Below are 25,041 nucleotides of genomic sequence, written 5' to 3'. Positions count from 1 at the left end.
TCAAACCATATCCAACGGCTGCTTCCGCGTAGGCGGCGGAAAAGCTTCATCTATCTGTTGCCGTTGTTCAGGAGTGAGCCGGATATTCGCTGCCGCTGCATTTTCCCGTACATGCGATTCCTGCACCGCTTTCGGGATGGCCCAGATATCGCCGTCCCGTATAACCCATGCGAGCGCAATTTGGGATGGCGTGACCCCGTGGCTGGCAGCGATGTCCGTCATCACGGGATGCTCCAGCAGTCCCCGCCGCAGACGTCCGCCTTGTGCAATCGGGCAATACGCCATCACGGGCACGCCATGTGTGCGGCTCCAGGGAAGCAGATCATATTCAATTCCCCGCGAAGCCGCATGGTACAGCACTTGATTGACCGCACAGGCATCACCTCCGGTCAGGCTCCATAGCTCCTCCATATCGGACTCGTCCAGATTGGACACGCCCCAATTGCGAATTTTCCCCTGCTCACGCAGTATTTTCATCCCTTGTACTGTCTCTTCCAGTGAGATATTTCCCCGCCAATGCAGCAGATACATGTCCATGTACTCTGTTCCCATACGGGTCAGGCTCGCCTCACACGCTTGAGCCAGCCCTTGGCGGTCAGCATGATGAGGGTAAGCCTTGCTGACAAGATATACCTCGTCCCGCCGGCCCCGAATGGCCTCCCCGACGATCTCTTCTGCACCGCCCTCAGCATACATTTCAGCCGTATCGACCAAGGTCATGCCCAGATCCAGGCCAAGTTGAAGCGCGCGCACCTCATCTTGCCGAAACGAAGCTTTTTCACCCATATGCCATGTGCCCTGTCCGATCAGTGGCACCTCACGGCCATCAGCCCATGTGATTGCACTTTTCCTCGCTTGGCTCATGTGTTCTCCCCCCTTTACTTTATACTCAGGACTTATCTGCTCAGGAACCTGATGCCATAGGCTTGTCAAAGACATGGCTCTGCGCCCAATGCTGTCCGCCATCCGAGGTGACATACATAACCGGGGCCTTCTCTGAATCCGAGAAAATAGCCCAGCCTTCCTTGGCATTCGCCATTCCGATTTGCTGGCCACCATAGCCGTCAAAGCTTTGCTTGCCATTGTTCCACGTCTTGCCTCCGTCATTCGTCCAGCCGATGGTATTAGGCTTATCACACGGTGCGCAGTAGCCCCCCATCAACACGGTACTGCTGTTTACGGCATAAAGCATACCTGGTGCCGTGCCTTCATTCTTGGGGATCTGATTGGCTTGCTGGCTAATGCCGGGAGCCGGACCCGCGCCAGCGGTGGCATTGGCCAGCACCGCACGCCAGCTTCGGCCGCTATCGGCGGTACGCCAGAGCGAATATGAGGTCTGATTCATGCCTGTATCTCCGACCAGCTCAATCCATGCGTTTCCGCGTTCTACCGAACGAATGGTCACACCGTTCAGAGGGGCTTCGGTTTTCCGTGACAGAACGGTAGTCCACTTCTGACCGCCATTCGTTGTGTGTAAGAAACGGAACGACCCCTCTGTGCTTTGCGTTACCGCCCAACCGTTTTGCTGATCATGATAGTATGGTTGTCCAACGGTGTGATCAGGCACGGGAAGCGCGGACCAGGTTTGACCGCCGTCCTTCGTATATTGGTTTCCGCTGAATCCTACTTTGGACGATACAAAGTGTAAAAAGCCCGCTTGTCCTTGCTTCGGCACCGTCCCGGTACTTTCCCAGCGTTTGCCTCCATCCTGAGTCATCAGCAGCATACCGCTGTCTGTCATGACGGCCCATGCCTCCTGCCCATTCAAGGCAAAAATTTGCTGTACTGTACCTTGCCCCTGATATTGTACACCCCATGTCGCTCCGACTGATCCGGATGTATCTGCGTCTGTCCGGGCAATCCAGCCCTTCCCGCCGATCCAGCCGGATTTGCCGTCGATCAGACGCAGTGCGGTAACATCGTCCATGCGAACCTTCGCCGCATTCGCATTCGTGGATGCTTGTCCACCTGCGCCCGATGCCGTGCCTGTACCGCCAGTTGTACCATTTTTCCCGTCAGAAGCGGTCTGCTGTCCCGGTGTATTCACCGTTGATCCCGAAGCACCCGATTGAGCGGAACCAGATCCCTTTTGCCCATCCTGAACGGTTGGCCCGTTCTGTTCTTTCTGTCCGGTCTGTCCTGCTTGTGTTGCACCTCCTCCACAACCCGCTGTCATGATGGATACGGCGAGCAAAAGCGCCCATACCGATAATTTTTTCTTCATTAATCGTTCATCCCCTTAATGTGTTAGTACAATGCTGCGCGGGTATGTAACGGCAGCAAGGTATATCCTATGTATTACCCTGCTGTCTTCGTTTCACTCTTCACGGATGGAAATCCAAAATCGACGCTATGGAAAACCACGTCTACGGATATACAGGAACAAAGCCGCCTTTTTCAATGATCCGTTTGCCATCTTCGCTTTGCAGCCACTGGAGCAGCCGTTGGACCGAAGGGCTGGATCTCTCTCCTTGCCGTGTGACCACGAACAATTGAGCGGTGAACGGATACTGCTGCGAACGAATATTTTCCTTATTCGGCGCCACTCCGTCAATAGACAAAAATTTAACTTCTTGCCGCTTATGCATCACATTGGCAAAATAATAAAACGAATACCCGAGCGCATTGTGATCCTTGTTATAATCGGCAACTGCGTTAATCATACCACCCATGATGCCAATCGTGCGCTCCCGGGGCGGCTCGGCCATCTCATGGTCAGCCATCACTTTCTTTTGCATATAGGTCTGACTTCCCGAATTTTCTTCCCGCTGATAGGCTACAATCGGCTGATCCTTGCCTCCCACTTCACTCCAATTATGAATGGAGCCTTCATAAATACGACGAATCTGCTTTGAAGACAGCGTATGAACAGGATTGTCATCGTGAACGAGGAAAATAAACGCATCCCGCCCTATGGGAGTAAGCTTCATGTTCACTCCCCGGCTTTTCGCAAGCTGCAGCTCCGCGTCGGATGGTCCAGCGACCAGAATGAGATCTGCCTTCTTGTCAATCAGATTTACATACGCCTGATGCGTTGTGTTGAATCTCAATTCGTACGCCACGCGCGCCTTGCTCATTCCGGTCAGTTCATGTAGCATATCCTGTGCGAACGGAATCGCTGCTGTAGCCCCATCAACCACTGGAAAATCCCGTTCTGCGATCAACGGACGATGAGGCAACATCAGTGCAATGGTCAGCACAATAACGAGTGCCGCAGACATAGCGGCCACGACCCATTGCCATCTGCGATCTACCTTTCCGCTCTTTCCTGTCACCGTCGGATAACGGTCCACCCCAACACCCACTACCATTCCGGCTATCGGCAGCAGTGCAGTCAGCAGAAACCAGATTTCACCATGCTGTGTATACGGCTCCAATACCTCCAGCACAGGCTCCGCCCACGCGTGATAGATTGAAAACAGTTGCCACGAATTGCCCCACACTTCGGCTGGTTGGCCGCCAGAGCCTTGTAACCCCACAATCCATAAACTCAGGCCACTTAATAAGGATAACAGTCCGGTCAGCATGAGCGGAAGCTTATGCAAACTGGAAATACGCGCACTCCAGACACCGTAAGCTGCAAAAATCAGACCGACGATCCAGGCATATAATACCATCATCACAATGACCGCCGTATCCGTCACACCTTCGCGTCTCAGCAAAAGCTGTACATTAGATGCCACAGCCATACTCCACAATACATTAAACATGACTGAAAACAATCCAAACATAAATGTACCGCCCAGCCACGGCCAAAACCATACTAGCCGCATGGAGGGGCCTGTTTCCGACTCGGTTATAACTCCCTTTGGATCAGACATGTACATCCCCCTATACTTTTCAAATGAATTGAGCCTCTAAGCCACTGCTTTTTTTCATTGTACAATTATGGTAAAGATTAGTATACGAGAAGATGGTAAAAATGTCCTTATCCGATCACGTCGCTTCACTGTTTTTCACAACACAAATAGAAATTTATCATGAAAAAAAGCACGCGGCCACGGACTGTAAAATTTACCATAAAGGAGTATGCCTAAAAAGGCCTTCCTTGGAGGAAGACCTTCTGGATATTGAACTTAATAATTTTATATTGCTCTTGCCTGGATCAAAAAACGGTGCTGCTTCACATCCCAATAGCCTTCACGTTGAATGTCCAGATGTAGACGATACAGCGGTTCTATATATCGCTCTGGCTGAAAGTCAGCAATCTGCCATTCAATCGCCTTTAAGTAGTAGACAAGCGCTCCGATATCGTAAAACCGCTGTATCGGAAACTGTTCCCGCTGCTCCACGATTTCGAAGCCGTTGCTTTCCAGACCTGCAAGCGCTTGAGAAAGGGTCCAATCCGCATACTCGTACTCAGGCGCTCCCAAGCGTTCGTTAATGCCCGCACAATCCAGGCCCCCTACCTGTTGAGTCAAGAACGTTCCGCCTGGACGCAAAATTCGGCGCACTTCCGCTGGCGAAAATGACTCGTGCTTATTCAGCACAAGATCGAACCCGGCATCGTCAAACGGAAGTGAATTGTCGTCATCTATAGCCATAACGCGTACGCCCAGCGGCTCCAATCGCTCCCTGGCAACAGGAATATTTGGTGCATACGCTTCTGTCGCACATACAATCTCTGGAAAAGGACGTAGCCGTGACAAAAGTTCGCCTCCGCCTGTTCCCATATCCAGCATCGCCGTGGAAGAATGGATGAGCGCCATTGCCTTGCTGGTATAAGACCAGTCCAAGGGCTCGCTCGCTACGCGTCCTGTATCCGAGATGAATGAGAAATCCCACCCGGCAAAGGACTGCTTATGGTGCTCCAACAACTGTATAAACTTACGATCTTCTGTATATTTCATATCGTGCTGCTCCTTCCTGAACTGGGCTGACCATCGGACACTACTCTCTTTATATTCTACGCTCTATCTCTCTAAGCCTTTATGTCTGCCCAAATCAGGGGAGCCCTTGCCTGTCATTCTGTGCTGTTTATGGAGCTGCTGGTAGAGCCTTCGCAAGCTCAGGTGTCATGTCTTTGGGATGTAATACATAATAGCCGATACGAAAACCGGACCCACTGACAGACTTGATTTTTATCTGTATCAGATATGTGCCTCTCTCCACTTCTGGAGTATAATTATAAAAATTCCGCTTTTCCAGTACAGTATTCCAGAGTTTCGGATCTTCAATTGCAGCGACTTTATACTTCTGCTGCAATATTTTGAACAAATTCGTTGCTTGAATATACTTACCAGGCTGATAGGGCTTCTTCTCTTGAGAAACCATTGGAACAGCCCGCACAGATACAATGTCTTTCGGCGTGATAATCACCTTGTCGGCATATCCTTTGCGTTCCAGCCAAGTATTCAGCTTGTGGAAGGATGTACGCCAGTTAAAGGAAAAATTGCGATTCCACTCTGGTTCTTCTGCTAAAATAGATGAAGGTTTATTAACAATATCAATATTCCCCAACACATAAGAGCCTGACTGCATTTCGCTATAACTCATATTCAAAATTTCTTCTTTCAGCACAGCCTCAAATTCACGAATTTCGCTCGGATCAGTCAGAACCACCCTTCGTTCCTCATCATCCCCTGATTTAATGCTGATCGTCTCGGCTTTGCCATACAGCTTATCTAAAGAGTATGCTACCGTTTTGTATGGCTCAGACACCATGACCTTTGCCAGCGCTGCCTGGAAAGGCTGCTCAGGAAATGTATAGCTTCGCGTCATAATCGAACCATCATCAAGGCGATAGGCAATGGATATCATTTGCTGGGGTTCATTTTTGGACCCAGACATCTGTCCGGCTGAATGTGCAAGCACAAGCTCACGTTGTAGATTCAGTACAGAAGCGATAAAAGCTTTATCATGCGAAAAGTAAAGATTTTTCCGTGTGCCCCCCCCATATAGATACAGGTTTGGCCCGACATAGACTTGCTTCACTGAATGCGCGGTTGGAATACGCTCCTCGTAGCCTACCCAGCTGGAAGTCGGCATGTACATTGCCAGACCTAACACTGCGCTGTAAGCGACCAATTCCAGCAAAGCACGTACACGTACAATTTGCCACGTCTTACGAATCACCATCTCCACAGTGATATAGCCAAAAATAGCTCCAAGTATATAGCCGAAGATAGACCAGTCTTTACCTTGTCCGCCTACGCCATTAAAATACTCCCCTACTATAAGCATAGCGCACAGCATCACACCTGCTTTAAATAAGGGCTGGAAGAAGGTAAATGCCATTGCTTGCGTTGCCTTCTCTACCAGCCGTTTGCGATATAACACATAGCTCAGGACGACGAACAGCAGAGAAACGCCCATATAAATCAGCAGTTCAATATATGAAAATGGATTTCTTAGCAAATCTGTAATGCGAACAACCGGCGATAAATTTTCCCAGATATTATTACTACTCCGCAACTCTATGTCATTACTATATTGAATAATAGTTCCATTAACCTGAAAGTAACCATACAGATGGCGGCCAAGAAAACGACTAATCATGGATGACAGAAAAATGGGCAGTAAAAGCAAAACATATACTACAACAGATTGAAGCAGTGATTGTCCGACACAAATACCTACAAATACGGTAAAGGTGAACAGAAAAATGGTAAGAACCGATACGACCAGTGCCCATGAGCCAATATCATTGATATGAAAAATATAAGGCAGGTCGGCTGTATTCACCAGAGCCGTTACCCCCGCAGTCAACCACACAGGTACGAGTAAGAGTATTAGACCACTAATCAAGTGCGCCGTTAACAGATGTTCCCTGCGCAGTGGCAGGCTATGATATAAATTGGATGAACCCTGCCGTTGAATAAAACGAAGCAGCATTACACCGGCCAGCACTGGAACAACTAATAAAATCATATTTTGAAAATTATTTACTGATTTTATACTATCGAACAAGCTGCTCAAAACCTCGGGTACCCGTTCGTCTCCGATGCTCATAAATAACGGCAGCGGCACTGTAAACACTAATCCCACCAAGTACAATAGACCGATCCAGCCATGCTGTCTCAGGCTTTGGCGAATCACGCCGCCGCTACAGAAGAATCGGTTGGATGTCATAACCTGCGTCCTCCATTTCATAAATGAAAATTTCCTCCAGCGTCAACGGCAGCAAATCGAACACATGCGGCTCATACGCCTGAATCGTTTCTGTAATCCGCTCTCGTTCCCCCCGGATAATAAGCAGCAGAACACTGCCTCTGCGTTCCTTATGTACAACCGGAAGTTGTCCACAGATGGCTTCCTCATGCTTGCTGTCACGAAAGGCAACCTGCACCTTATGCGTATCGGACTTGAGGTCGTCAACTTCTTTTTCCAACAACATACGTCCCTGATGCATAATGCCGACATGATCACACATGTCTTCAATTTCACGCAAATTATGGGATGAGATCACGACAGTCATCTCCCGTGCGGCGGTTTCCTGGAACAGCAAATTCTTGATCATTCTGCGCATCACCGGGTCCAGTCCGTCAATCGGCTCATCCAAAATTAACAGCTCAGGCATGCAGCTCAAGGCGAGCAAAAATGCGGCCTGCCGTTTCATCCCCTTGGAAAAACGGTGAAGTTTACGCTTCGGGTCAAGCTTGAAAATATTGGTAAGCTGTATGTAGCGTTCCTCACTCCAGCTCGGATAAATGGAGCGGTAAAACCGGGCCATCTGGCGAATCGTCGCTTGCGGGAAAAAATAAGGAGTATCCGGCATAAACAGAATGCGCTGCTTGACTTCTGGCTGCTCATACACCGGCTGTCCACCGATTAGCACCTTGCCAGTATCCGGTCTGTAAATCCCGGCGACGATTTTGAGCAGCGTCGTTTTACCTGCTCCGTTGGAGCCCAAAAGTCCAAAAATAGAGCCTTTCTTCACCGTAAGGGCGAGCTGATCGACAGCCTTTTCTTCTGTAAATGTCTTTGTGACTTCCCTTAATTCAATCAAGGGACATCCCCCTTTCCTTCAATTGCGTAGCTTCCACGTATAAGGCGTCCACTTCCTGCTGCGTAAAACCGAAATGGACAGCTTCGATCATCTGTTTCAATAGGGCCGCCCGAATCTCATCCCGCTTCATTTGCTGCGGCTGATGCTCGGCGGGGGTGACAAAGCTGCCCTTGCCTTGGACGGAATAAATGTATCCTTCGCGTTCCAGCTCTCGATACGCCTTCTGAATCGTGTTGGGGTTTACCGTAAGCTGAGCGGATAAAACCCGTACCGAAGGCAATTGCTCATCCGGCTGAAGCGATCCGTATACAATCATTTCCTTTACCTTGTCCGTTAGCTGTTCGTAGATCGGCTTGCGGCTGCGGATATCCAGCTCGAACATGGACTTCCTCCTTTCAAGACTTGATCAGGTTCATCTGCATCCTCTATCTGTTCTAACTGTACTATTATTAATAGTACAGTTAGAACAGTTTGTCAATCATTTCTTTGGGGATTTCTCACAGAAAAAAGACCAACTCAGAAAGCTGGTCTTGAAATCATCGTTAATATTTCGCTTATCATAAAAATAGCCATGATGCATTAAGTACCACGACTGGCTATTTCTTTTAGCATTCCGTTGATTCGTAAGGCTCGTCACGGCTTATATTCGCAAGCGCTTCCCCTTCTGGCAGCATAAGATCTAGCTGAAACCGGAACGTGGCTCCTCTGGCCTCGTCACTATCCACACCAATGGAGCCGCCCATCAGACTGACCAGGTTTTTGCAGATAGACAGCCCCAAGCCTGTTCCTCCATATTTTCGATTCAGTGCCGGATGGAGCTGGGAAAAAGGCTGAAACAATAGATGCTGGCGATCTGCGGGAATACCGATCCCGGTATCGGTTACAGTGAACTCAACCAAGCATTTCTTTTTACGGCTGCTGTAAGCCTTGCTCTCGGCAAAGATATTTACACGCCCTCGCTCCGTAAATTTGATTGCATTGCTCACCAAATTCACCAGCACCTGCCGGATACGCACATGGTCACCGACAAGGACCCCCGGCAATTCCTGATCCACATGCCACTCCAGCTTAATGTCTTTTTCCATAGCCTGCTTGAGAAATAGATCCGCCACACTGCCCATCATATCCTCAAGTTCAAAAGGTTCGTGCAGCAACGCCATTTTTCCAGCCTCAATTTTGCTCAAATCCAGTATTTCATTCAATATCTGCATTAAAGCACTGCTGCTATTGGTAATAATATCGATATAGCTCCGCTGTTCCTCATCCAATTCAGTATCTGCGAGCAACCCGGCCATCCCGATAATTCCGTTCATCGGTGTACGAAGCTCATGGCTCATCACAGAAAGAAATTCTGACTTGGCCCGGTCGGCCCGCTCGGCAGATTCCTTGGCCCGGATGATTTCCTTCTCATTCGTCATATCTACAAAAACCATTACGGCCCCTTTACGCTCTCCATTATCCATCAGGGGACTGATCCGGTATGAGACGAGGAAGCTGGACCCGTCTTTTTTCCAAAATACGGCTTCCTCAGCCTGATAAGAAGCACCACTTCGGATCGCCTGAAGAATGGATGGCTGCTCATCCGGGTAATGTCTGCTTATCTCATCGACATGGCGAATCATATCCGTGCATGTCCCGCTCAGTGGGTTTTCCGATCCCACTCCAAACATTTCGACCGCCGCCGGATTCATAAAACGGACATGCCCCTCGGTGCTCAGACCCACAATGCCTTCGGATACGGCGTTCAGAATGAGTGAATGCTCGTTGCTGAGCTTTTCGATCTGGGCGATGTAGCTTTTGAGAGGAGTGACATTTTCAATAATGCCATAGCAGCCGACAATATGCTCATGCACAAAAATCGGAATATTGGTTACCTTGATAGACAGACGCTCCCCATCCTTATGTATGAACTCTGATTCATAGGTTTGCGTTTCTCCCTGTTTGGCCAGCTCCATATGATGCCTGATCTTGTCCCGTTCCTCAGAAGAAGCCATCGCAAGAAATCCAGCCTCAAGCAGTTCCTTCCTTGTATAACCGATAAGTTCCTCCAGACTGGGATTCACACTCAGGATTTGACCTTCCATATTCATGGCGCATATGCCGAGCGGGTTATGCTGAAACAGCGATTTATAACGGTTTTCACTTTCACGAAGACGTTGCTCCATTTTTTGGTGCTCCGTGACATCCTGTACCATACCGACAATTTGAATCGGCTGTTCTCCGCGCTCGTCCATTTCCGCTTCCCAGATCGAACGCAGCACTTTCTGTTCACCATTAGGCAGTACAATCCGATAAAAGGTTTCTTTATGAATCCCTTTTAAAATGACGTTCGTAATGATCTCGATCATTCGCTCTTTATCCTCTGGATGAATAGCATCTAGAAAAGAATCAATACTTGTCTCGACCGGCTTTACGCTAAAGCCGAAAATACTGCAGAATTCCTTGGAAAAATGCAAAACATCGTTAACCAAATCCCAGTCCCATGAACCAAACATCGCCAGTTGCTGGGCTTTTGCAAGATTATCCTCACTCTTCTGGCGCTCCGTGATGTTGCGGCCGATGGACAGAACTCGTTTGATTTTGCCTTCCTCATCCCGAATGATGCGATATGACACTTCCAGCCACAAATAATGCCCGTCCTTGTGACGAACACGCCGCTTCATAATACCTGTTTCCTGGAAGATTCCATGTACGCGCATATAATCGGCATCTTCTGCATGATAAAATTCGAGCCGTTTTTTGCCGAGCATTTCCTGCCTAGTGTAGCCAAGAAGTTTTTCTACCGAAGGAGAAACATATTGAAGGTTGCCATCCGGCGTGCTGAACGAAATCACATCTGGCGTATTTTCTGTAATCAGCATGTACAAGTCCTCATTGTCCGAGAGTACCTGCTGCATGTCTTTTTTTTCTGTGATGTCCATCGCGTAGGCAATCAGATACGTTTGACCCATAGCCGGGTCATCAAATATCGTTAATTCCAGCGATAACCAGACGGAGATTCCCCGCTGATGTCTTAAACGAAGCTCTGCCTTGTACACTTGATCCGTAGCTTTCAGCCAGCCCGCATAGACGTCTCGCAACGCTTGTCGATCTTTGTCTCCTTGATACAGCAAATGATAATATCGGGTTTGCAGCAATTCCTCCTGCTTATATCCGACCATGTGACAAAGAGCGGGATTAACGTACAGACATTTTCCGCCCCTCGAAAAAATGGCTATCCCTGTCGGGGCATGATTGTACATGTGTTCCAGCAAAGGCAGTCGTTGAGCAGCAGAAAACACAATAAATCTCCTCCTTTGTGGTTTATGAGGGCGGCGCAGCCTTACATGCATACACAAAATTGCCGATGCAGTGCCATCGGCAATTTTGTGTATTATTTTTTTATACCACCCGACTCAGAAAATGACGCAAAAACCGATCCGCATCCACTTCAAGTGCCACGTCAATACTTGTCTGTAAATGAGCTTGATCCTTGTCCGTTACTTCACGGGTACGACCAACCTCGGCGGAATCCCCCACCTCGACGGCAATGTGCATCGGGCGCGTCTCCACAAAGCTGGAATCAATCGCCAGCCCTACGGCCAACGGATCATGCAAAGCACAGCCCGCGATACCGGGTCTGAAATTACGATAGGCTTCCATATAGAAGTCCGTCATATCTGCCATAAAGGTGCCCAGCTCAGTCCCTTGCTCACGCCATTTGTCCACTTCATGCTGAGGAAGCAGGGTCTGCATGGTTACGTCCAGTCCAACCAGCGTGAGCGGGAAGCCTGCTCCCAACACGTAGGCTGCGGCTTCAGGATCGGCATATATATTTGCTTCAGCCGTTGGGGTCACGTTGCCTTTTACCGTGACCGCGCCGCCCATAATGATCAGACGGTCAAGCAATTGCGGCAGTTCGGGACAGCGATCCAGTGCAATCGCAAGGTTCGTCAGTGGTCCCACCGCTACAAGGGTAAGCTTGCCTTCATAGTGACGAGCCTGTCCGATGATAAAATCTGCTGCATCCCCAGATGCTGCCTGTCGGGAAGGCGAGCCCTTCAACTGGTTTCCAATCCCGTCCTCGCCGTGGATATGCCTAGAATACGGCTTGAACAGCTCTCGGCCATACGGCTTGTGAGCGCCAGATACGACCGGGGCCTCTACACCCAACTTTTCCAGCAGGATCAGTGAGTTGCGTGTTGCCTCCTCCACCGAGATATTGCCAAAGGTAGTTGTAATTCCAAGCAGTTCCAATTCTGGCGAATGGACCGCGTACGCAATGGCAAGTGCATCGTCGATACCCGTATCTACATCTAAAATTAACTTTTTACTCATGATGACCTCCACAGTAGAACAGCATTCTTTTTCATTATACACAATTTGAATGCTTATTCTCTTGATCATGAGGTTCTTTATCTGAATACGATCGAAAAAAGCTACGGCAGTGTGCCGTAGCTTTTCCTTCGGGGCCCTTCCATTGCTTAAGCGCACATCTTCTGTCCTGATTCCTAAGGCTCGATTCCCCACACCAGCTTATCATTATGGAATAACGTTACTTTATTCCATTCTGTATAAGAGGTTTTGGTTGGATCGAAGGAGTAGTCATTGGATTCGTCCAGGTTAGACCAGTCGCTTTTGTTGATGCGGATCTGAATATCACCTGTTTGCGCTCCAGCAGCAAGCGTGCCAGCAGCAGCATTGAAACCAATTTCAATATAGTTGTCTGTAAAGGTACGCAGCACATTATCATTGCCTACTTGCGCATAGTCTACTGCGGATTGCAGCTCCTGGCTGCCATCTTTCGTGAAATAATACCGGACTTTCAGCTCACTCAGCTTCACTGGTGTTGTACCTTTATTTTTCAGATTTAAGAAAGGCTTGACTGCGTTATTAGCTGGGTCGGTGTCACCGGCCCGATACATCACAACCAGATCACCCGCTGGTTCTGTAGGATCTGTCGGTGTTCCTTTAGGTTCAGCGCTTACCGCAGCGGAATCCTTACTTGTTCCTTTCGCATTCGTAGCACTTACAACATAGAAGTAAGTTGTTCCGTTCGTCAGCCCCTTATCTGTGTACTCTCTTTCAGTTACAAGAGGCGCAACGGCTGTAAAAGGACCTGCTTCGCTAGTGGCACGTTTTACCGTGTAGCTGTCGGCCCCAGTGGACGCATTCCAAGTCAGCTTCACTTCCGCATTACCCGCTGTCGCCTTTAAGCCCGCTGGTACTGCCGGAGCGGCTGGTGTAGGAGTTGTTCCGCCACCAGATGAAGGGACAATCGCTGGATATGCATTTTGCACCAGCATAACAAACTGATCATGGAACCATGCTCCTGAAATAGGTGCATTCGGTAAAGCATCTGTTAATGTGCCATCCTTGGTTGTATAGGTAGGATCACACATACGGTCAAAGCCTTTACCCTCATCGTTCGGAATGAGCGAGCTGGAACCATCGGAATCACCCGGAGGTTTCGCCCATACATAAGCATCGACATGGGAAGCTGGAGCTGTTTGCGGCGGCGTACCCATACCTGCTCCGCTGTTATTACACCAGTTGCCGCGATGCGAGCGTTTGTCTACACGGCCTGAGTTTACATAGGAGTTAATATCACTGCCGACAGCGGCAGTCGGACGGTTAGGTCCTCCCCATCCATTACGGCCCGTATCAATGAGCATACCGAGTGAGCTCGGCCAGCCTGCGTTTATAAAATCTCTATGCAAGGACTCTGTGAAATCCAGTTCATCGAAATTAGGATTCCATTCGTAGTACTTGGATGATTTGATCGGCTGTCCGCCGATATTCAGGTTTGGATCGGGCAGATTAGGCTCTGTCAGCGGTGTAGTATTGGCTGTATTCGTGATAAAGCCGTCCACGCTGGACAGTCCTTTGCTCGTATCTCTGAAAACATTCGTGAACAGTGCGACGGTTGCTGAACGGTTGTTATCCCAACCCAACCAACCGGAGTGACCGATATCTACATATTTGTAGACGTTCGGAATCTCGTTCAGCTTATTGATTGTATACTTGATCCCGGCTTCATAAATCCCTGTTGATTTGGCTTGCGCACATTTAGGATCATCCAGATTGGTTACCAGGTTTGGCAAGCTGTCTGGTTCAATGATCGCTACGATGCGAATATCCTGATACTTCGGATTGGCAAAAATAGCAGCAATTTTATCAACATAATCCTTTTTGTACGTTTCCAGACCTGCTTGGGTCAGCGGCAGCTCACCATTGGAGGCCAAGGCATGGCAATCCCGTCCTGGCAGATCATAAACAATGAACTCAGCCGTAATCGGTGTGTTGCCTTTCTTTTGCGCCAACACTTGATCCAAATGCGCTTCCAGGCCAAGCTTGCCTCCACCGCCGTTAATGGCAGCGATGCGATCAAGCCATACGGCTGTCGGGAACGTTTTGACGGTTTGCATTTTCGCTTTCAGTGTAGAATCCGTAACCTGGGCAATCGACGTATCGACGCTAGCCGCATAATCAGGACTAACATACTTGGTTGCCCCAATATAAGGATTGTCCACATGGGATTCTGCATATATTTTATCCGTAAATCCTGCACCTGGTAGAAAGCTGCTTGCAATGAGTGATAGCGCAAAAGCATACTTCATGCCTTTACGAAGCACTTGCTTTGTTTTCAATTGCTTCACCTATCTTTCCGTAGATTTTGTTGAATCTTCCTATGGCGGTACCTGATTGTTACATGATTATGTGTGAGTTACGCCTTCTTTCTCCAAAAATCGGCGTTCATAGATGTAATAAGGTAAGCGCTTTCTACTTTGATACACGCTTGTCGTTTAATCCCTTGTTCACCTCCTATGTTAGATTATATAGAGCTGGAAATATGCTGTAAATTGAATAAATCAAGAATTAAATTATTAGTTAGGCTATAAATTTCCACTCTGTCGGTATTTTTTTGCCACAATATTTTTGGGGACCCGGTTCCTTTATTCAAAGGAGCACCCCTCCTGTGGCAAGCCCTCATGGTGAACTGGGGCTTCGACATAGAGAGAAAAGATTTGTAATAACAAGGCTGTATTCTTTAATTTCCGTCGACCCGAATCGACAACTATAAACCTGAGGCTATAAAATATGAGAGTTGGCTATGAAAAAAGGGCATTTTCAGGCCATCACGGCGCTAAAAATACCCTTCTAACACTACGACTATTGAAAAATGCTCCGGACCGTTTAGGCTCAGCTGGTTTGCACCTTTTCACGATCCTTGCCTTTGTCCGACTCACCAGCGTTTTTGTTCGCGGCCTCCCGGTCCAATTGCATTTCCTCGACCGTCTTGACCTTGATCCTCGCCGCTCCCTCGTAATCCCGGGTCGGGATCAGGTTGCCAGCAGCCAAACGTTCGCGCGCCTCGGCAATCGCCGCTCCATATTGCGGCAGCCATGCCTCCTGCGCTACCAACATTTCATCGACCATTTGCCAGATTTCCTTCGGATTACATACTGCACCCACCAGCGGGTCCATCATGAACGCCTGCCGCAACAGCTTGTCGTCCCCATGCACGGCAGCTTCAACTGCCAATCGCTGCACGGAAATGCTAACATTGCAGACAGCCGCAGGGCCGAGCGGCAGCTCACCCACAAGCGGCATGGAAATGCCGTTACGATCCACATATCCGGGCGCCTCAATAATCGCATCATCCGGCAGATTGGAAATCACTCCGTTGTTGACGACATTAAAATGTCCCCGGTATACACGTCCTGTTTCCAGTCCTTCGATAATGTAGGAGCCATGCTCCTCACCGCGTTTTTCCGCCTTATACTCCAGCGGATCTTCCTTCATCCAGTTTGGAAAATCTGTTTCAAACCAATTTCGTCCTTCCGTACATACACGCAGATAGCCTCCCGTTTCTCCGTTAATCCAGCTTCCCAGATCAATCCAGTCAAGAATTTCATCCGGACGCTTCCGATACCAGGGAACATACTCGCTTAGATGGCCGTTCGATTCGGTGCTGTAATAGCCAAAACGGCGAAGCATGTCGATGCGTACCTTTTCGGTACGGCTATATTCGGGATGCTTTTCAAAAGCCTCCAGTAGCCCGGCTGTCAGATCCTTGCCTTCATGTGACGCCTGAATATACCACGTCTGGTGATTGATTCCGGCACACACAATGTCCACATCCTGCTTCTCCAAGCCGTATACCTCGGCAATTTGGTGATGCCCATGCTGCACACCATGACACAACCCAATCGTACGTACGCCGCTGTACTTGTTGCAGGCCCAGGTCATCATCGCCATCGGGTTGGAGTAGTTCAGCAGCAGCACATCAGGTGCGCTTAGCTCGCGGATATCCTTGCAGATCTCCAGCATTTCCGCAATACCACGCTGCCCGTACATAATACCTCCTGCACACAACGTATCGCCCACGCATTGATCCACGCCATATTTCAGCGGAATGTCTACATCGGTCGCAAAGCCTTCCAGCCCGCCAACCCGGATCGTACAAATCACATATTTGGCATCCTTCAAAGCCACTTTCCGGTCCGTGGAGGACTGTATTTGAATGGACAAACCGTTCTCCCGAATATCCCGCTGACACAGCTCAGTGACCATATCCAGATTGTGCTGATTAATGTCCGTAAAAGACACTTCAATCTCGTTAAATTCCGGCACCGTCAACAGATCTCGTAAAATTCCACGGGTAAAGCCGATACTCCCCGCTCCAATAAAAGCCACTTTAAATGACACGGTATTCAACCTCCAGCGTTAGAATTGTAGTATACCGTCATTGTAGCAACTTGCCAGAGGGAAGCGTTATCAAAATCATGACCAGATTCGCGTATAGGTGTCAAAAATCCTAACCTTTATATCAACGGGGGCCATAATGTAGTAACATAAAGAAAATATTTGAAAGCAAGGAGCAGCCTGAGAATGAGCAAAAAGATTGTACAGACCGCTCCAAAGCGGAGATTTACGATTTCATCCTGGAAGTGGGTTTCGACGGAATTATCGGAGCTGGCGGGGGCTTTGTTGAAATCGAGGGTGAAATGCTATATCACCACAAAGTATCGGATGAAGATGTAAAACATATGGTGGGATACGGAGCTTTTCTATTTAAAATCAACTCTACGAAGGCCCACTGGGCTTATTGCTGTATAATGAGTTGAGTCTGTAAATATTCCCAAAGGAGCAAGACATGTCAAACCGTAAATGGACATTTATCCTTATCCCCGTCTTCCTGCCATTTGCCTGGCTGCTGTTTCAGTTCACTCTGTCTTCTCTTCAAATTCACCAATTTGCAGAACAATTGAAAACGGTTTCGCCAAAAGACAGAGTTTCGGATATAAAAGTGGTATTGATATCCCAAGAGTTGGACAATTATTACTGGCGGTCAATCGAACAAGGAGCCCGAAAGGAAGCGGAACAGTACGGTATGCGGCTCGATTATATCGGGCCGGACCGCATTAATCCGTCCGAGCAGATCAAACTGCTGGATAAAGCGATCGCCGCCAAGGCGGATGCAATTCTGGTTCAAGGGATAAATGATCCGGAGTATCGCCGATTAATCGACAAAGCGGCCGGACTTGGCATACCCGTCATCACGATCGATACGGATGAGCCGGACTCCCGAAGACTGGCTTACGTCGGAACGGATAATGAAGGAGCAGGAAAGCGGATGGGCGTACTGTTGGCGAAAGCCTCCGGAGAGCGTGGCGACATTGGAGTTATGATCAGTAACGAGCGCGTCGAGAACCAGCGGCTCAGGCTTGCCGGCTTTCGTTCCGTGATCGGCCGCTATCCCGAGCTCCGCATTGTGGAGATTCGCTCCTCGGACATTTCGCGGCTTCAGGCAGCCCAGCAAGCTCAGAACATGCTCATCCAGTATCCGCAGATCCGCTACATGGTCGGATTCAGTGCGCTGGACGGCCCTGGCATTCTGGAAGCCTCGGAGCGGAACGGAGCGCGGAGCTTGCAGATTTTCGCTTTTGACGATATGGCCGATACGTTGAAAGCCATCAGAGATCGCAAAATCGAACTGACCATTGTTCAGCAGCCAGTGGAAATGGGGGCTAAGGCCATAAAACTGCTGAATGATTACTTAAAGGGGAATGATCCCCAGAAATTAACATACACCAGGGTATATGAAGTGCATGCGGACACTCCCGACAACATGGCAGGAGATGACGGACGATGACGATCAGAACGAAGCTGCTTCTGTTCATCCCCCTCCTAGTTGTGTTCGCCAATATCATCGCTTATTTTGTATTCCAAAGCGGAAAGGTCGTACAACAGAGCTACGATGAAATGCTTGGCCGAATTCTGCTCATTGAGCAAACCTCCGAATCGGCGGAGAGCAACTTAAAGCTCCTATACGCCTATCTGCTTAATCCGAGAGACGATAAGGCTGTGCAGGGCCCGACAGAACGCCAATTGATGCAGTTGAAAGGCAGAATTCAGGAAGTCTCCGACTCGGCCGCCCCTTCATTCGCCGAGGAGGACTTCGTGAATCTGTTGGCCACATTTCTTGAACAGAAACAAGCCGCAGTTCTGGACGCCAATGCACAAGATCCTCAATCGGCTTTTGAACATTATATTGAAGCGGAGAAAACCGTCAGCTATATCCACGAGGAGGGACAGCGACTGGTCGATGCTGAACTGGCTTATTACCGGCCGATCATCGAGAACATCCGGAACAAGAATGAACGAATGAACGGATTGGGAGTGGCGTTGTTCGGCATGAACGCTTTGATGGGGGTTTTGCTTGCAATCTGGGTCTCGCGTAGCATTACCGGTCCTGTCGGCAGACTTGTCGGACTGGCGAAGCGAATCGCCACAGGCGATCTGAATATCGAGCCCCAACCGCGACGGGATGACGAGCTAGGCGTACTGTCGGACGCCATTTCGCAAATGTCCACCGATTTGAGCATCCTCATCGAGAAGGATAAACAGAGTCTGGAAATGCGGCGGCTTGTGAAGGAGCTGGAGCTTCTGGCCCTGCAAAATCAAATTAACCCGCATTTTCTGTTCAATACCCTAAATGTGCTCTCCAAGCTGGCGATCCTGGAAGGGGCGGAAAAAACCAGCGACCTGATCGTTTCGCTGTCCAATCTGCTACGGTACAGCCTGCAGAAGCTGGACAAACCCGTAACACTCCAGGAGGAACTGGATCATATTCGCGAATACGCAACCATCCAGCAGGCACGCTTTCGGGACAGAATTCGCTTTAATCTTCACTTTGACGCTTCCGTTCTTCAGCAGCAAATTCCGGCCCTGATCATCCAGCCATTTATTGAAAACGCTTTTCTTCATGGTGTAGCAGATATGGAAGACGGAGCCATGATCGCGTTAACGCTGTCGCGAGCGAACGAGGATGTGCTAATTGAAATTTCGGACAACGGAAAGGGTATGACGGAGGAAACCCGACTGTCCGTGCTCCGTCTTGAAGGCGAAGTCGAAAGCGGCAGTTCAACAGGACTTGGAATGCAAAATGTGTTTAGGCGGCTGCAGTTGTTCTACGGAAAGGAAGGAATGGTTGAAATCAATAGCAATATCGGACGAGGTACTACTATAACAATACGAATTCCCGTCAAGAAGGAGAGTGAGCAGACTGATGTATCGGTTGTTGATCGCGGATGACGAGGCCTTGGAGAGGGAAGGACTGGAATTGACAGTGGAACGGGCGATGCCGGGGGTATTCCGGTTTATTCATGCCGGCAACGGCCGCATGGCGATTGAATGCGCGGAAGAGCACCGTCCCCATATTGCCATTCTGGATATCAATATGCCCGGAATTGACGGACTCGAAGCGCTTCGTGAATTAAAGGAGCGGCTTCCCGATACCCGATTCGTGCTCGTCACCGCCTATGATTATTTTGCCTATGCCCGGGAGGCGCTCTCTTTGGGCGTAAAAGAATATATTCTGAAGCCGGCGAAGCGAGAGTTAGTCATCGGTACACTGAAACAACTGATTGAAGAAATTGAGCGCGAGAAGCGGGCACGTACAGAAGAATTGGAGCTTAGGCACAAAATCTCGCAGCTGATGCCGCTCGCAGAAAATGAGCTGGCTTTAATGCTTATGGTCGACCAGACGGTGGATTCGAGCGCTTCCCAGCTATCGGAATGGCTGGACTTTCCTCTTGATCAGGGAAGCGCCATCATTGCTGCCTTTGACAGATATACGGACGAGCAGGATAAAAAGAAAATTTACGATCATTTCCGAAGCTATGTAAAAACGCATGGCCCGAATTCCATTGTAAGCTCCTTGATCGACAATCATGTAGCCACTTTTTTACGAAAGCCGCCTGCCACCAGCGAAAACAGTTGGCGGCAGTTGGTTAAACACCTTGTCCAGCAGCTCTCCGAGCTTGCCCGGCAGCAACTTGGCATAAAGACGGCCATTGGAATCGGATCGCTGCATAGCGGCGAGGAAGGACTTCGTAAGTCCTATTTCGAAGCCGTTTTTGCCTCCACCCTACGCAACCGGGATGAGGGTTACTGCCACTTTGACGAACTGAAGTCGTCAGAGGCTGGTTTGCTTGCCGTCAAAGCGGAGAAAGGAATACTTCAGCAGACGTACGTCATGTCAGCACTGCAACGGATACGCGAACAGCGGGAGGTTCAAACACTGACTATGCTGGGCAGGGCGAAAATGTATATCGAGGAACGATTCAACGATGATCTTTCGCTGGAAGAAGTAGCTGATTTCGTCCATTTGAATCCTCACTATTTCAGCAAAATTTTCAAACAGGAATACGGAGAAACGTTCATCGACTTCGTAACCCGGCTGCGGATTGATAAAGCCATTTCTCTGATTAAGGCCGGCAACCTCGCTCTTAAGGAAATCAGCTTTGAAGTGGGTTATAAGGACCCGAACTATTTTAGCCGCGTCTTTAAGAAGATAACGGGCGTTCCTCCCACTGAGTTCAAAGGCCAAAAATAGTAGAGATTCATCCATGCCGACCATCGGCATGGATTTTTTTAAGCTCGAATGACAAGGTAATGCTAGGTTTACCCCCTCCGTCTCCAATTCGGGAATCAAAGCCAAAATCGTGCATGAAAAGGTCCGTTTATTGAAGACGATAACCGGCCTTTCTTTTATAAGCGCATGTTATACTTCTCCTCGAAGAACGGAATGAGGTTCCAGGAATCTGGAGGGGAGATGATAATATGGCAGTAATCATCAATAATGAAAGCGCTCAACAGAAAGCGCTTCAATCAGAAAAACCCAATATGCTTTTTGTGACGCTGGTATCCATCGTAGCTGCGCTTGGAGGCATCCTGTTCGGTTTTGATATCGCGGTTGTTTCGGGAGCAGTCGAATTCCTACAGCAGCGTTTTTCGCTGAGCGAATTTCAGGTTGGTTGGGCGGTGTCGAGTCTGATTGTCGGGAGTGTCACAGGAGCGGCTCTCTCCGGCTACATGAGTGAAAGGATCGGCAGAAAAAAGGTATTGCTGGCCGCCGGATTTTTATTCGTCGTCGGCTCGATCTGCTCTGCGCTTCAAGATACGTTCACCGGGTATGTTATCTTTCGCATGATCGGCGGCGTCGGCATAGGAATCACTTCCACCATTTGTCCGGTGTACAACGCGGAGATCGCTCCCGCCAAATACCGTGGCCGTTTGGTTGCTTTAAATCAGTTGGCGATCGTAACGGGCATTTTCCTGGTTTATTTTCAGAATTCTTGGATCGTCAGCCTGGGGGATGAAGCCTGGGGTGTCTCAACAGCCTGGCGCTGGATGTTCGGAGTGGGAGCCGTTCCGGGACTGATCTTTATGCTCTTGATGCTCTTCATACCGGAAAGCCCGAGATGGCTTATTAAACAGAATCGACCTTATGAAGCGCTGCCGATTCTGCTGAAAATTCACGGTGAAGAAGCCGCTAAACAGGAAGTGCTTGATATCAAGGAATCGTTCAAAAATGAGAATGACTCACTTAAACAATTGTTCGCTCCCGGTATTCGGGTCGCTCTCTTTATCGGTGTCATGCTCGCCATTATGCAGCATATTACCGGCATCAATGCCATTTTATATTACGCGCCGATTATCTTTAAAGGAATGGGACTTGGTACGGACGCCTCTTTGACCCAGACCATCTGGATCGGGTTGATCAATGTACTGTTTACCATCGTATCCGTCTGGCTGATCGACAAAGCAGGACGAAAAGTCCTGCTGATGATCGGCACCTCGTTGATGACCCTCTGTTTGGTCATTATCGGAACCGTATTCAAAATGAATTTGACCACCGGACCGCTTGTGCTCATTATGATTTTGATTTACGTGGCCTCCTACGCTATATCACTTGGGCCGATCGTATGGGTTATGATCTCGGAGATCTTTCCGAACCGCATTCGCGGCAAAGCGGTCGCCATCGCTTCGATGGCATTATGGGCCGGCGATTATCTGGTGTCCCAGGCATTCCCTCCTCTGCTGAGTTCAGCCGGTCCGTCCAATACTTTTTGGACATTCGGAGCCATCTCTTTGTTCGTCGTAGTCTTTATATGGCGCAAGGTTCCTGAAACCAAGGGAAGATCACTTGAACAGATGGAAAATATGTGGCTCGGGAAATGACCTAACTTTAGCTCTCAAGAAGCCCGGACACGTGTGAAAATGCTTTAAAACACAAGACCTCTGAAGTCATACCGACTTAAAATCGGCAATGGTTCAGAGGCTTCTTATTGCTTGTTTGTAATGCCCCCTTCCTCCTCCGCATAGTTCCACACATGGCGTTCCACGGCAGAGCGGTATTCGACAGGCGTCTTGCCTGTATGCTTTTTGAACAGCATATGAAAATACTGCCTGCTGCCTACGCCTACATAATCGGCAATTTCATGAATGGGAATGTCCGTTTGCTGAAGCAGCATTCGAGCCTTGTCCATCCTTAGCGTCGTCAAATAGGCGGTAAGTGTTTGTCCGGTATGCTTTTTGAAAATGCGGTGCAAGTACCCCGGATGCAGATTCACCGCGGATGCCATATCCTTGACCAGAATTTCCCTATCATAATTAAGATGGAGAAATTCGATGCAACGTCTAATGTAGACATCCGTTTGCTGCGTGTTACTGCGTTCCATTTCCTCACGTAAACGCGCAATCCGCACGAGTAATTGTATAAACAGCAGCTCAGCCATTGCACCCGGATGCTTTTTTCGCTGATCCAGTTCCAGCACGAGGCTTTTCAGCGTATAATACACCTCTTCCGGGTCAGACAGCACCAAATAAGGGAATGGACGCGACATGAAGGCTGTGACCTCAAGCTCTTCCCCTGCCATTTGTCGGATAGACGGACCTACTTGCACTCCTTCCGTAAAACCGAACTCCACATTCAGCATCCGGCACGGTTGTTCTCCTTCTACGACCAGTCGGTGCGACACACCCGCGTCGAGCATAATAAATTCCCCTTTACGCAGCGTGATGCTTTCTCCCGCTTTCTCTCCCGTCTGTACATCTACCCGGCACAGGCCGGAGATCATGTACATAATTTCTGTAGAATGATGTTCGTGATATGGCATGGTGTAATCGTGCCACTGCTTGTAATAGTAAGCAAAAAAACGGGGACTATAATCCCCGTCACGCAGCCGTGGCTCAAACAGACTTCCGTTCATCCCCGCACCTCCGCAAAATAGATCAGGCTAACACGGCAACGTATCTGCAACCGCCTATTTTCACAGTTTAACAGACGATGCTATGTAATTCTATTTCGCTCTAGCGGGCTATCTGAAATCCGGTGGAATACGCCGTGCCGTTCCCGTCAAAATAGCCGCTTCAATTACGGCCTTCCTCACCTCGGTAACGACCTGTTCGTTGAAGATGCTTGGAATAATGTATTGCTCGTTTAACTCCCGTTCACTTACGACAGAAGCAATTGCGCGGGAGGCGGCCAATTTCATCGGCTCGTTAATACGGCGTGCGCGGCAATCGAGCGCTCCTCTGAAAATTCCCGGAAATACAAGTACGTTGTTGATTTGATTCGGATAGTCACTGCGTCCTGTCGCAAACACGCGAACATGCGGTATCGCTTCTTCGGGCACTATCTCCGGATGCGGGTTGGCCATAGCAAAAACAATACTATCCACCGCCATCCCCTGTACATCTGAGGCATTCAGCAGATTGGCGCGTGACACACCGATGAACACATCCGCATCACGGATGACTTCTTTTAACGTGCCTGGCTCCGGCTCCACTTGAGGCTGATCCGCCAGCCACTGCCACATCGGATGGGAATAGGTCTCGCCACGTACAATAGCTCCATCCCGGTCTACAGGCACAAGCCGGTTCACCCCTGCAGCCAGCAGCATTTTGCATATTGACACGCCTGCGGCCCCTATTCCGTTCACAACGACCCGAACATTTTCGATCCGCTTCCCAACCACCTTTAGCGCATTCAGCAGCCCGGCAATCACAACCACCGCCGTTCCGTGCTGATCATCGTGAAAGACGGGAATATCCAATTCTTCCGCCAGACGGGTTTCGACCTCGAAGCAGCGTGGAGAACTGATATCCTCTAAATTAATTCCCCCGAAAATAGGACTGATCGCCTTAATGGTACGGATGATTTCCTCTGTATCCTTCGTATCCAGACAGATAGGAAAGGCGTCGACTCCGGCGAGTTGCTTGAACAGCATCGCTTTGCCTTCCATCACGGGCGCAGCCGCATGCGGACCGATATCGCCAAGCCCCAGCACAGCGGTACCATCGGTTACAACCGCAACAGTGTTTCGTTTGATAGTCAGCGAGTACGCTTTTTTCGGATTTTCATGAATGGACGTACAGACGCGGGCCACCCCTGGCGTATATACCCGAGATAGATCATCCCGATTTTTGATCGGCAAATTGGGTTGGACTGATATTTTACCCCCCAAGTGCGCGAGAAACGTGCGGTCAGAAACGTTAATGAGTTGAATGCCTGCTAACGATTTGAGTGATTCGATGAGCGAAGTCTCCGCTATTTCAGCGACGTGAACTGTGATGTCACGAACGGACGAATCCTGTCCAGGGCGAATAACATCAATGGAAGTAATGTCTCCACCAGCACGGCTGATCGTTGATGCTACCTCACCGAAGTTTACTTTGGCATGAACGAGCTCCAACCGAAGAATCAGACTATTAAAGGCCACGGTACACCCACTCCTATTCTTTTCATAGCACGTGTGCGG

17 protein-coding genes and 1 pseudogene are annotated in these 25,041 nt (G+C 49.2%); 5 read left to right on the top strand and 13 right to left on the bottom strand.

Features of this window, described 5'->3' with window-relative positions; translation table 11 throughout:
- From NST83_RS05130 to NST83_RS05080, 11 genes are all read right to left on the bottom strand, one after another.
- A complete protein-coding gene (locus NST83_RS05130; RefSeq protein WP_342416823.1) occupies window positions 1-864 on the bottom strand; it encodes an aldo/keto reductase in 864 nt (287 codons plus the stop codon).
- A gap of 40 nt (window positions 865-904) precedes the next feature.
- Window positions 905-2,224, bottom strand: a complete 1,320-nt coding sequence (locus NST83_RS05125) for a hypothetical protein (RefSeq protein WP_342416822.1) — start codon at window positions 2,222-2,224, stop codon at window positions 905-907.
- Window positions 2,225-2,366: 142 nt separating this feature from the next.
- Window positions 2,367-3,821 (bottom strand): substrate-binding domain-containing protein, encoded by a 1,455-nt coding sequence (locus NST83_RS05120; RefSeq protein WP_342416821.1) that lies wholly within the window; start codon window positions 3,819-3,821, stop codon window positions 2,367-2,369.
- A 264-nt stretch (window positions 3,822-4,085) separates the two neighbouring features.
- Entirely contained in the window at window positions 4,086-4,850 is a 765-nt protein-coding gene (locus NST83_RS05115; RefSeq protein WP_342416820.1) for a class I SAM-dependent methyltransferase, read from the bottom strand.
- Window positions 4,851-4,977: 127 nt separating this feature from the next.
- Entirely contained in the window at window positions 4,978-7,071 is a 2,094-nt protein-coding gene (locus NST83_RS05110; protein ID WP_342416819.1) for a multidrug ABC transporter permease, read from the bottom strand.
- On the bottom strand, window positions 7,046-7,948 hold the full coding sequence (locus NST83_RS05105) for an ABC transporter ATP-binding protein (protein ID WP_342416818.1): 903 nt from the start codon (window positions 7,946-7,948) through the stop codon (window positions 7,046-7,048). The genes NST83_RS05110 and NST83_RS05105 overlap by 26 nt, the downstream gene beginning before the upstream one ends.
- Window positions 7,941-8,330 (bottom strand): GntR family transcriptional regulator, encoded by a 390-nt coding sequence (locus NST83_RS05100; protein ID WP_137061706.1) that lies wholly within the window; start codon window positions 8,328-8,330, stop codon window positions 7,941-7,943. The genes NST83_RS05105 and NST83_RS05100 overlap by 8 nt, the downstream gene beginning before the upstream one ends.
- Before the next feature lie 223 nt (window positions 8,331-8,553).
- Window positions 8,554-11,229, bottom strand: coding sequence for a PAS domain S-box protein (locus NST83_RS05095; RefSeq protein WP_342416817.1), 2,676 nt, complete (start codon window positions 11,227-11,229; stop codon window positions 8,554-8,556).
- A gap of 100 nt (window positions 11,230-11,329) precedes the next feature.
- Window positions 11,330-12,265 carry a nucleoside hydrolase gene (locus NST83_RS05090; RefSeq protein WP_342416816.1) on the bottom strand — a complete coding sequence of 312 codons (936 nt, stop codon included), beginning with the start codon at window positions 12,263-12,265 and terminating at the stop codon, window positions 11,330-11,332.
- A 173-nt stretch (window positions 12,266-12,438) separates the two neighbouring features.
- The gene (locus NST83_RS05085) at window positions 12,439-14,586 is read right to left on the bottom strand and encodes a glycoside hydrolase family 6 protein (protein WP_342416815.1); all 2,148 of its coding nucleotides are present in this window, start codon (window positions 14,584-14,586) and stop codon (window positions 12,439-12,441) included.
- Between the two features lie 544 nt (window positions 14,587-15,130).
- A complete protein-coding gene (locus NST83_RS05080) occupies window positions 15,131-16,639 on the bottom strand; it encodes an alpha-glucosidase/alpha-galactosidase (RefSeq protein ID WP_137061701.1) in 1,509 nt (502 codons plus the stop codon).
- A 197-nt stretch (window positions 16,640-16,836) separates the two neighbouring features.
- On the opposite strand from NST83_RS05080, the pseudogene NST83_RS05075 reads away from it, so the two are divergent.
- The 5 genes and pseudogenes from NST83_RS05075 to NST83_RS05055 form a co-directional block, all read left to right on the top strand.
- Window positions 16,837-16,992, top strand: a pseudogene (locus NST83_RS05075) (Cof-type HAD-IIB family hydrolase); the annotation flags it as partial.
- A gap of 95 nt (window positions 16,993-17,087) precedes the next feature.
- Complete coding sequence (locus tag NST83_RS05070) at window positions 17,088-18,086, top strand: substrate-binding domain-containing protein (protein ID WP_342416814.1); 999 nt, start codon at window positions 17,088-17,090, stop codon at window positions 18,084-18,086.
- On the top strand, window positions 18,083-19,528 hold the full coding sequence (locus tag NST83_RS05065; protein ID WP_342416813.1) for a sensor histidine kinase: 1,446 nt from the start codon (window positions 18,083-18,085) through the stop codon (window positions 19,526-19,528). The genes NST83_RS05070 and NST83_RS05065 overlap by 4 nt, the downstream gene beginning before the upstream one ends.
- A complete protein-coding gene (locus NST83_RS05060; protein WP_342416812.1) occupies window positions 19,503-20,831 on the top strand; it encodes an AraC family transcriptional regulator in 1,329 nt (442 codons plus the stop codon). Before NST83_RS05065 ends, NST83_RS05060 begins: the two co-directional genes overlap by 26 nt.
- A 227-nt stretch (window positions 20,832-21,058) precedes the next feature.
- Window positions 21,059-22,459 (top strand): sugar porter family MFS transporter, encoded by a 1,401-nt coding sequence (locus NST83_RS05055; RefSeq protein WP_342416811.1) that lies wholly within the window; start codon window positions 21,059-21,061, stop codon window positions 22,457-22,459.
- Window positions 22,460-22,563: 104 nt separating this feature from the next.
- Here the strand turns inward: NST83_RS05055 and NST83_RS05050 are convergent, their stop codons facing one another.
- Both NST83_RS05050 and NST83_RS05045 read right to left on the bottom strand, forming a co-directional pair.
- Window positions 22,564-23,490, bottom strand: a complete 927-nt coding sequence (locus tag NST83_RS05050) for an AraC family transcriptional regulator (RefSeq protein WP_342416810.1) — start codon at window positions 23,488-23,490, stop codon at window positions 22,564-22,566.
- Between the two features lie 108 nt (window positions 23,491-23,598).
- Window positions 23,599-25,002 carry an NAD-dependent malic enzyme gene (locus NST83_RS05045; RefSeq protein ID WP_137061695.1) on the bottom strand — a complete coding sequence of 468 codons (1,404 nt, stop codon included), beginning with the start codon at window positions 25,000-25,002 and terminating at the stop codon, window positions 23,599-23,601.
- Window positions 25,003-25,041 lie beyond the last annotated feature (39 nt).

Source organism: Paenibacillus sp. FSL R10-2782, from assembly GCF_038592985.1.
Lineage (GTDB): Bacteria > Bacillota > Bacilli > Paenibacillales > Paenibacillaceae > Paenibacillus > Paenibacillus terrae_C.
Note: the sequence above shows the minus strand (reverse complement) of the source record. Positions and strands in the feature narration are given on the sequence as shown.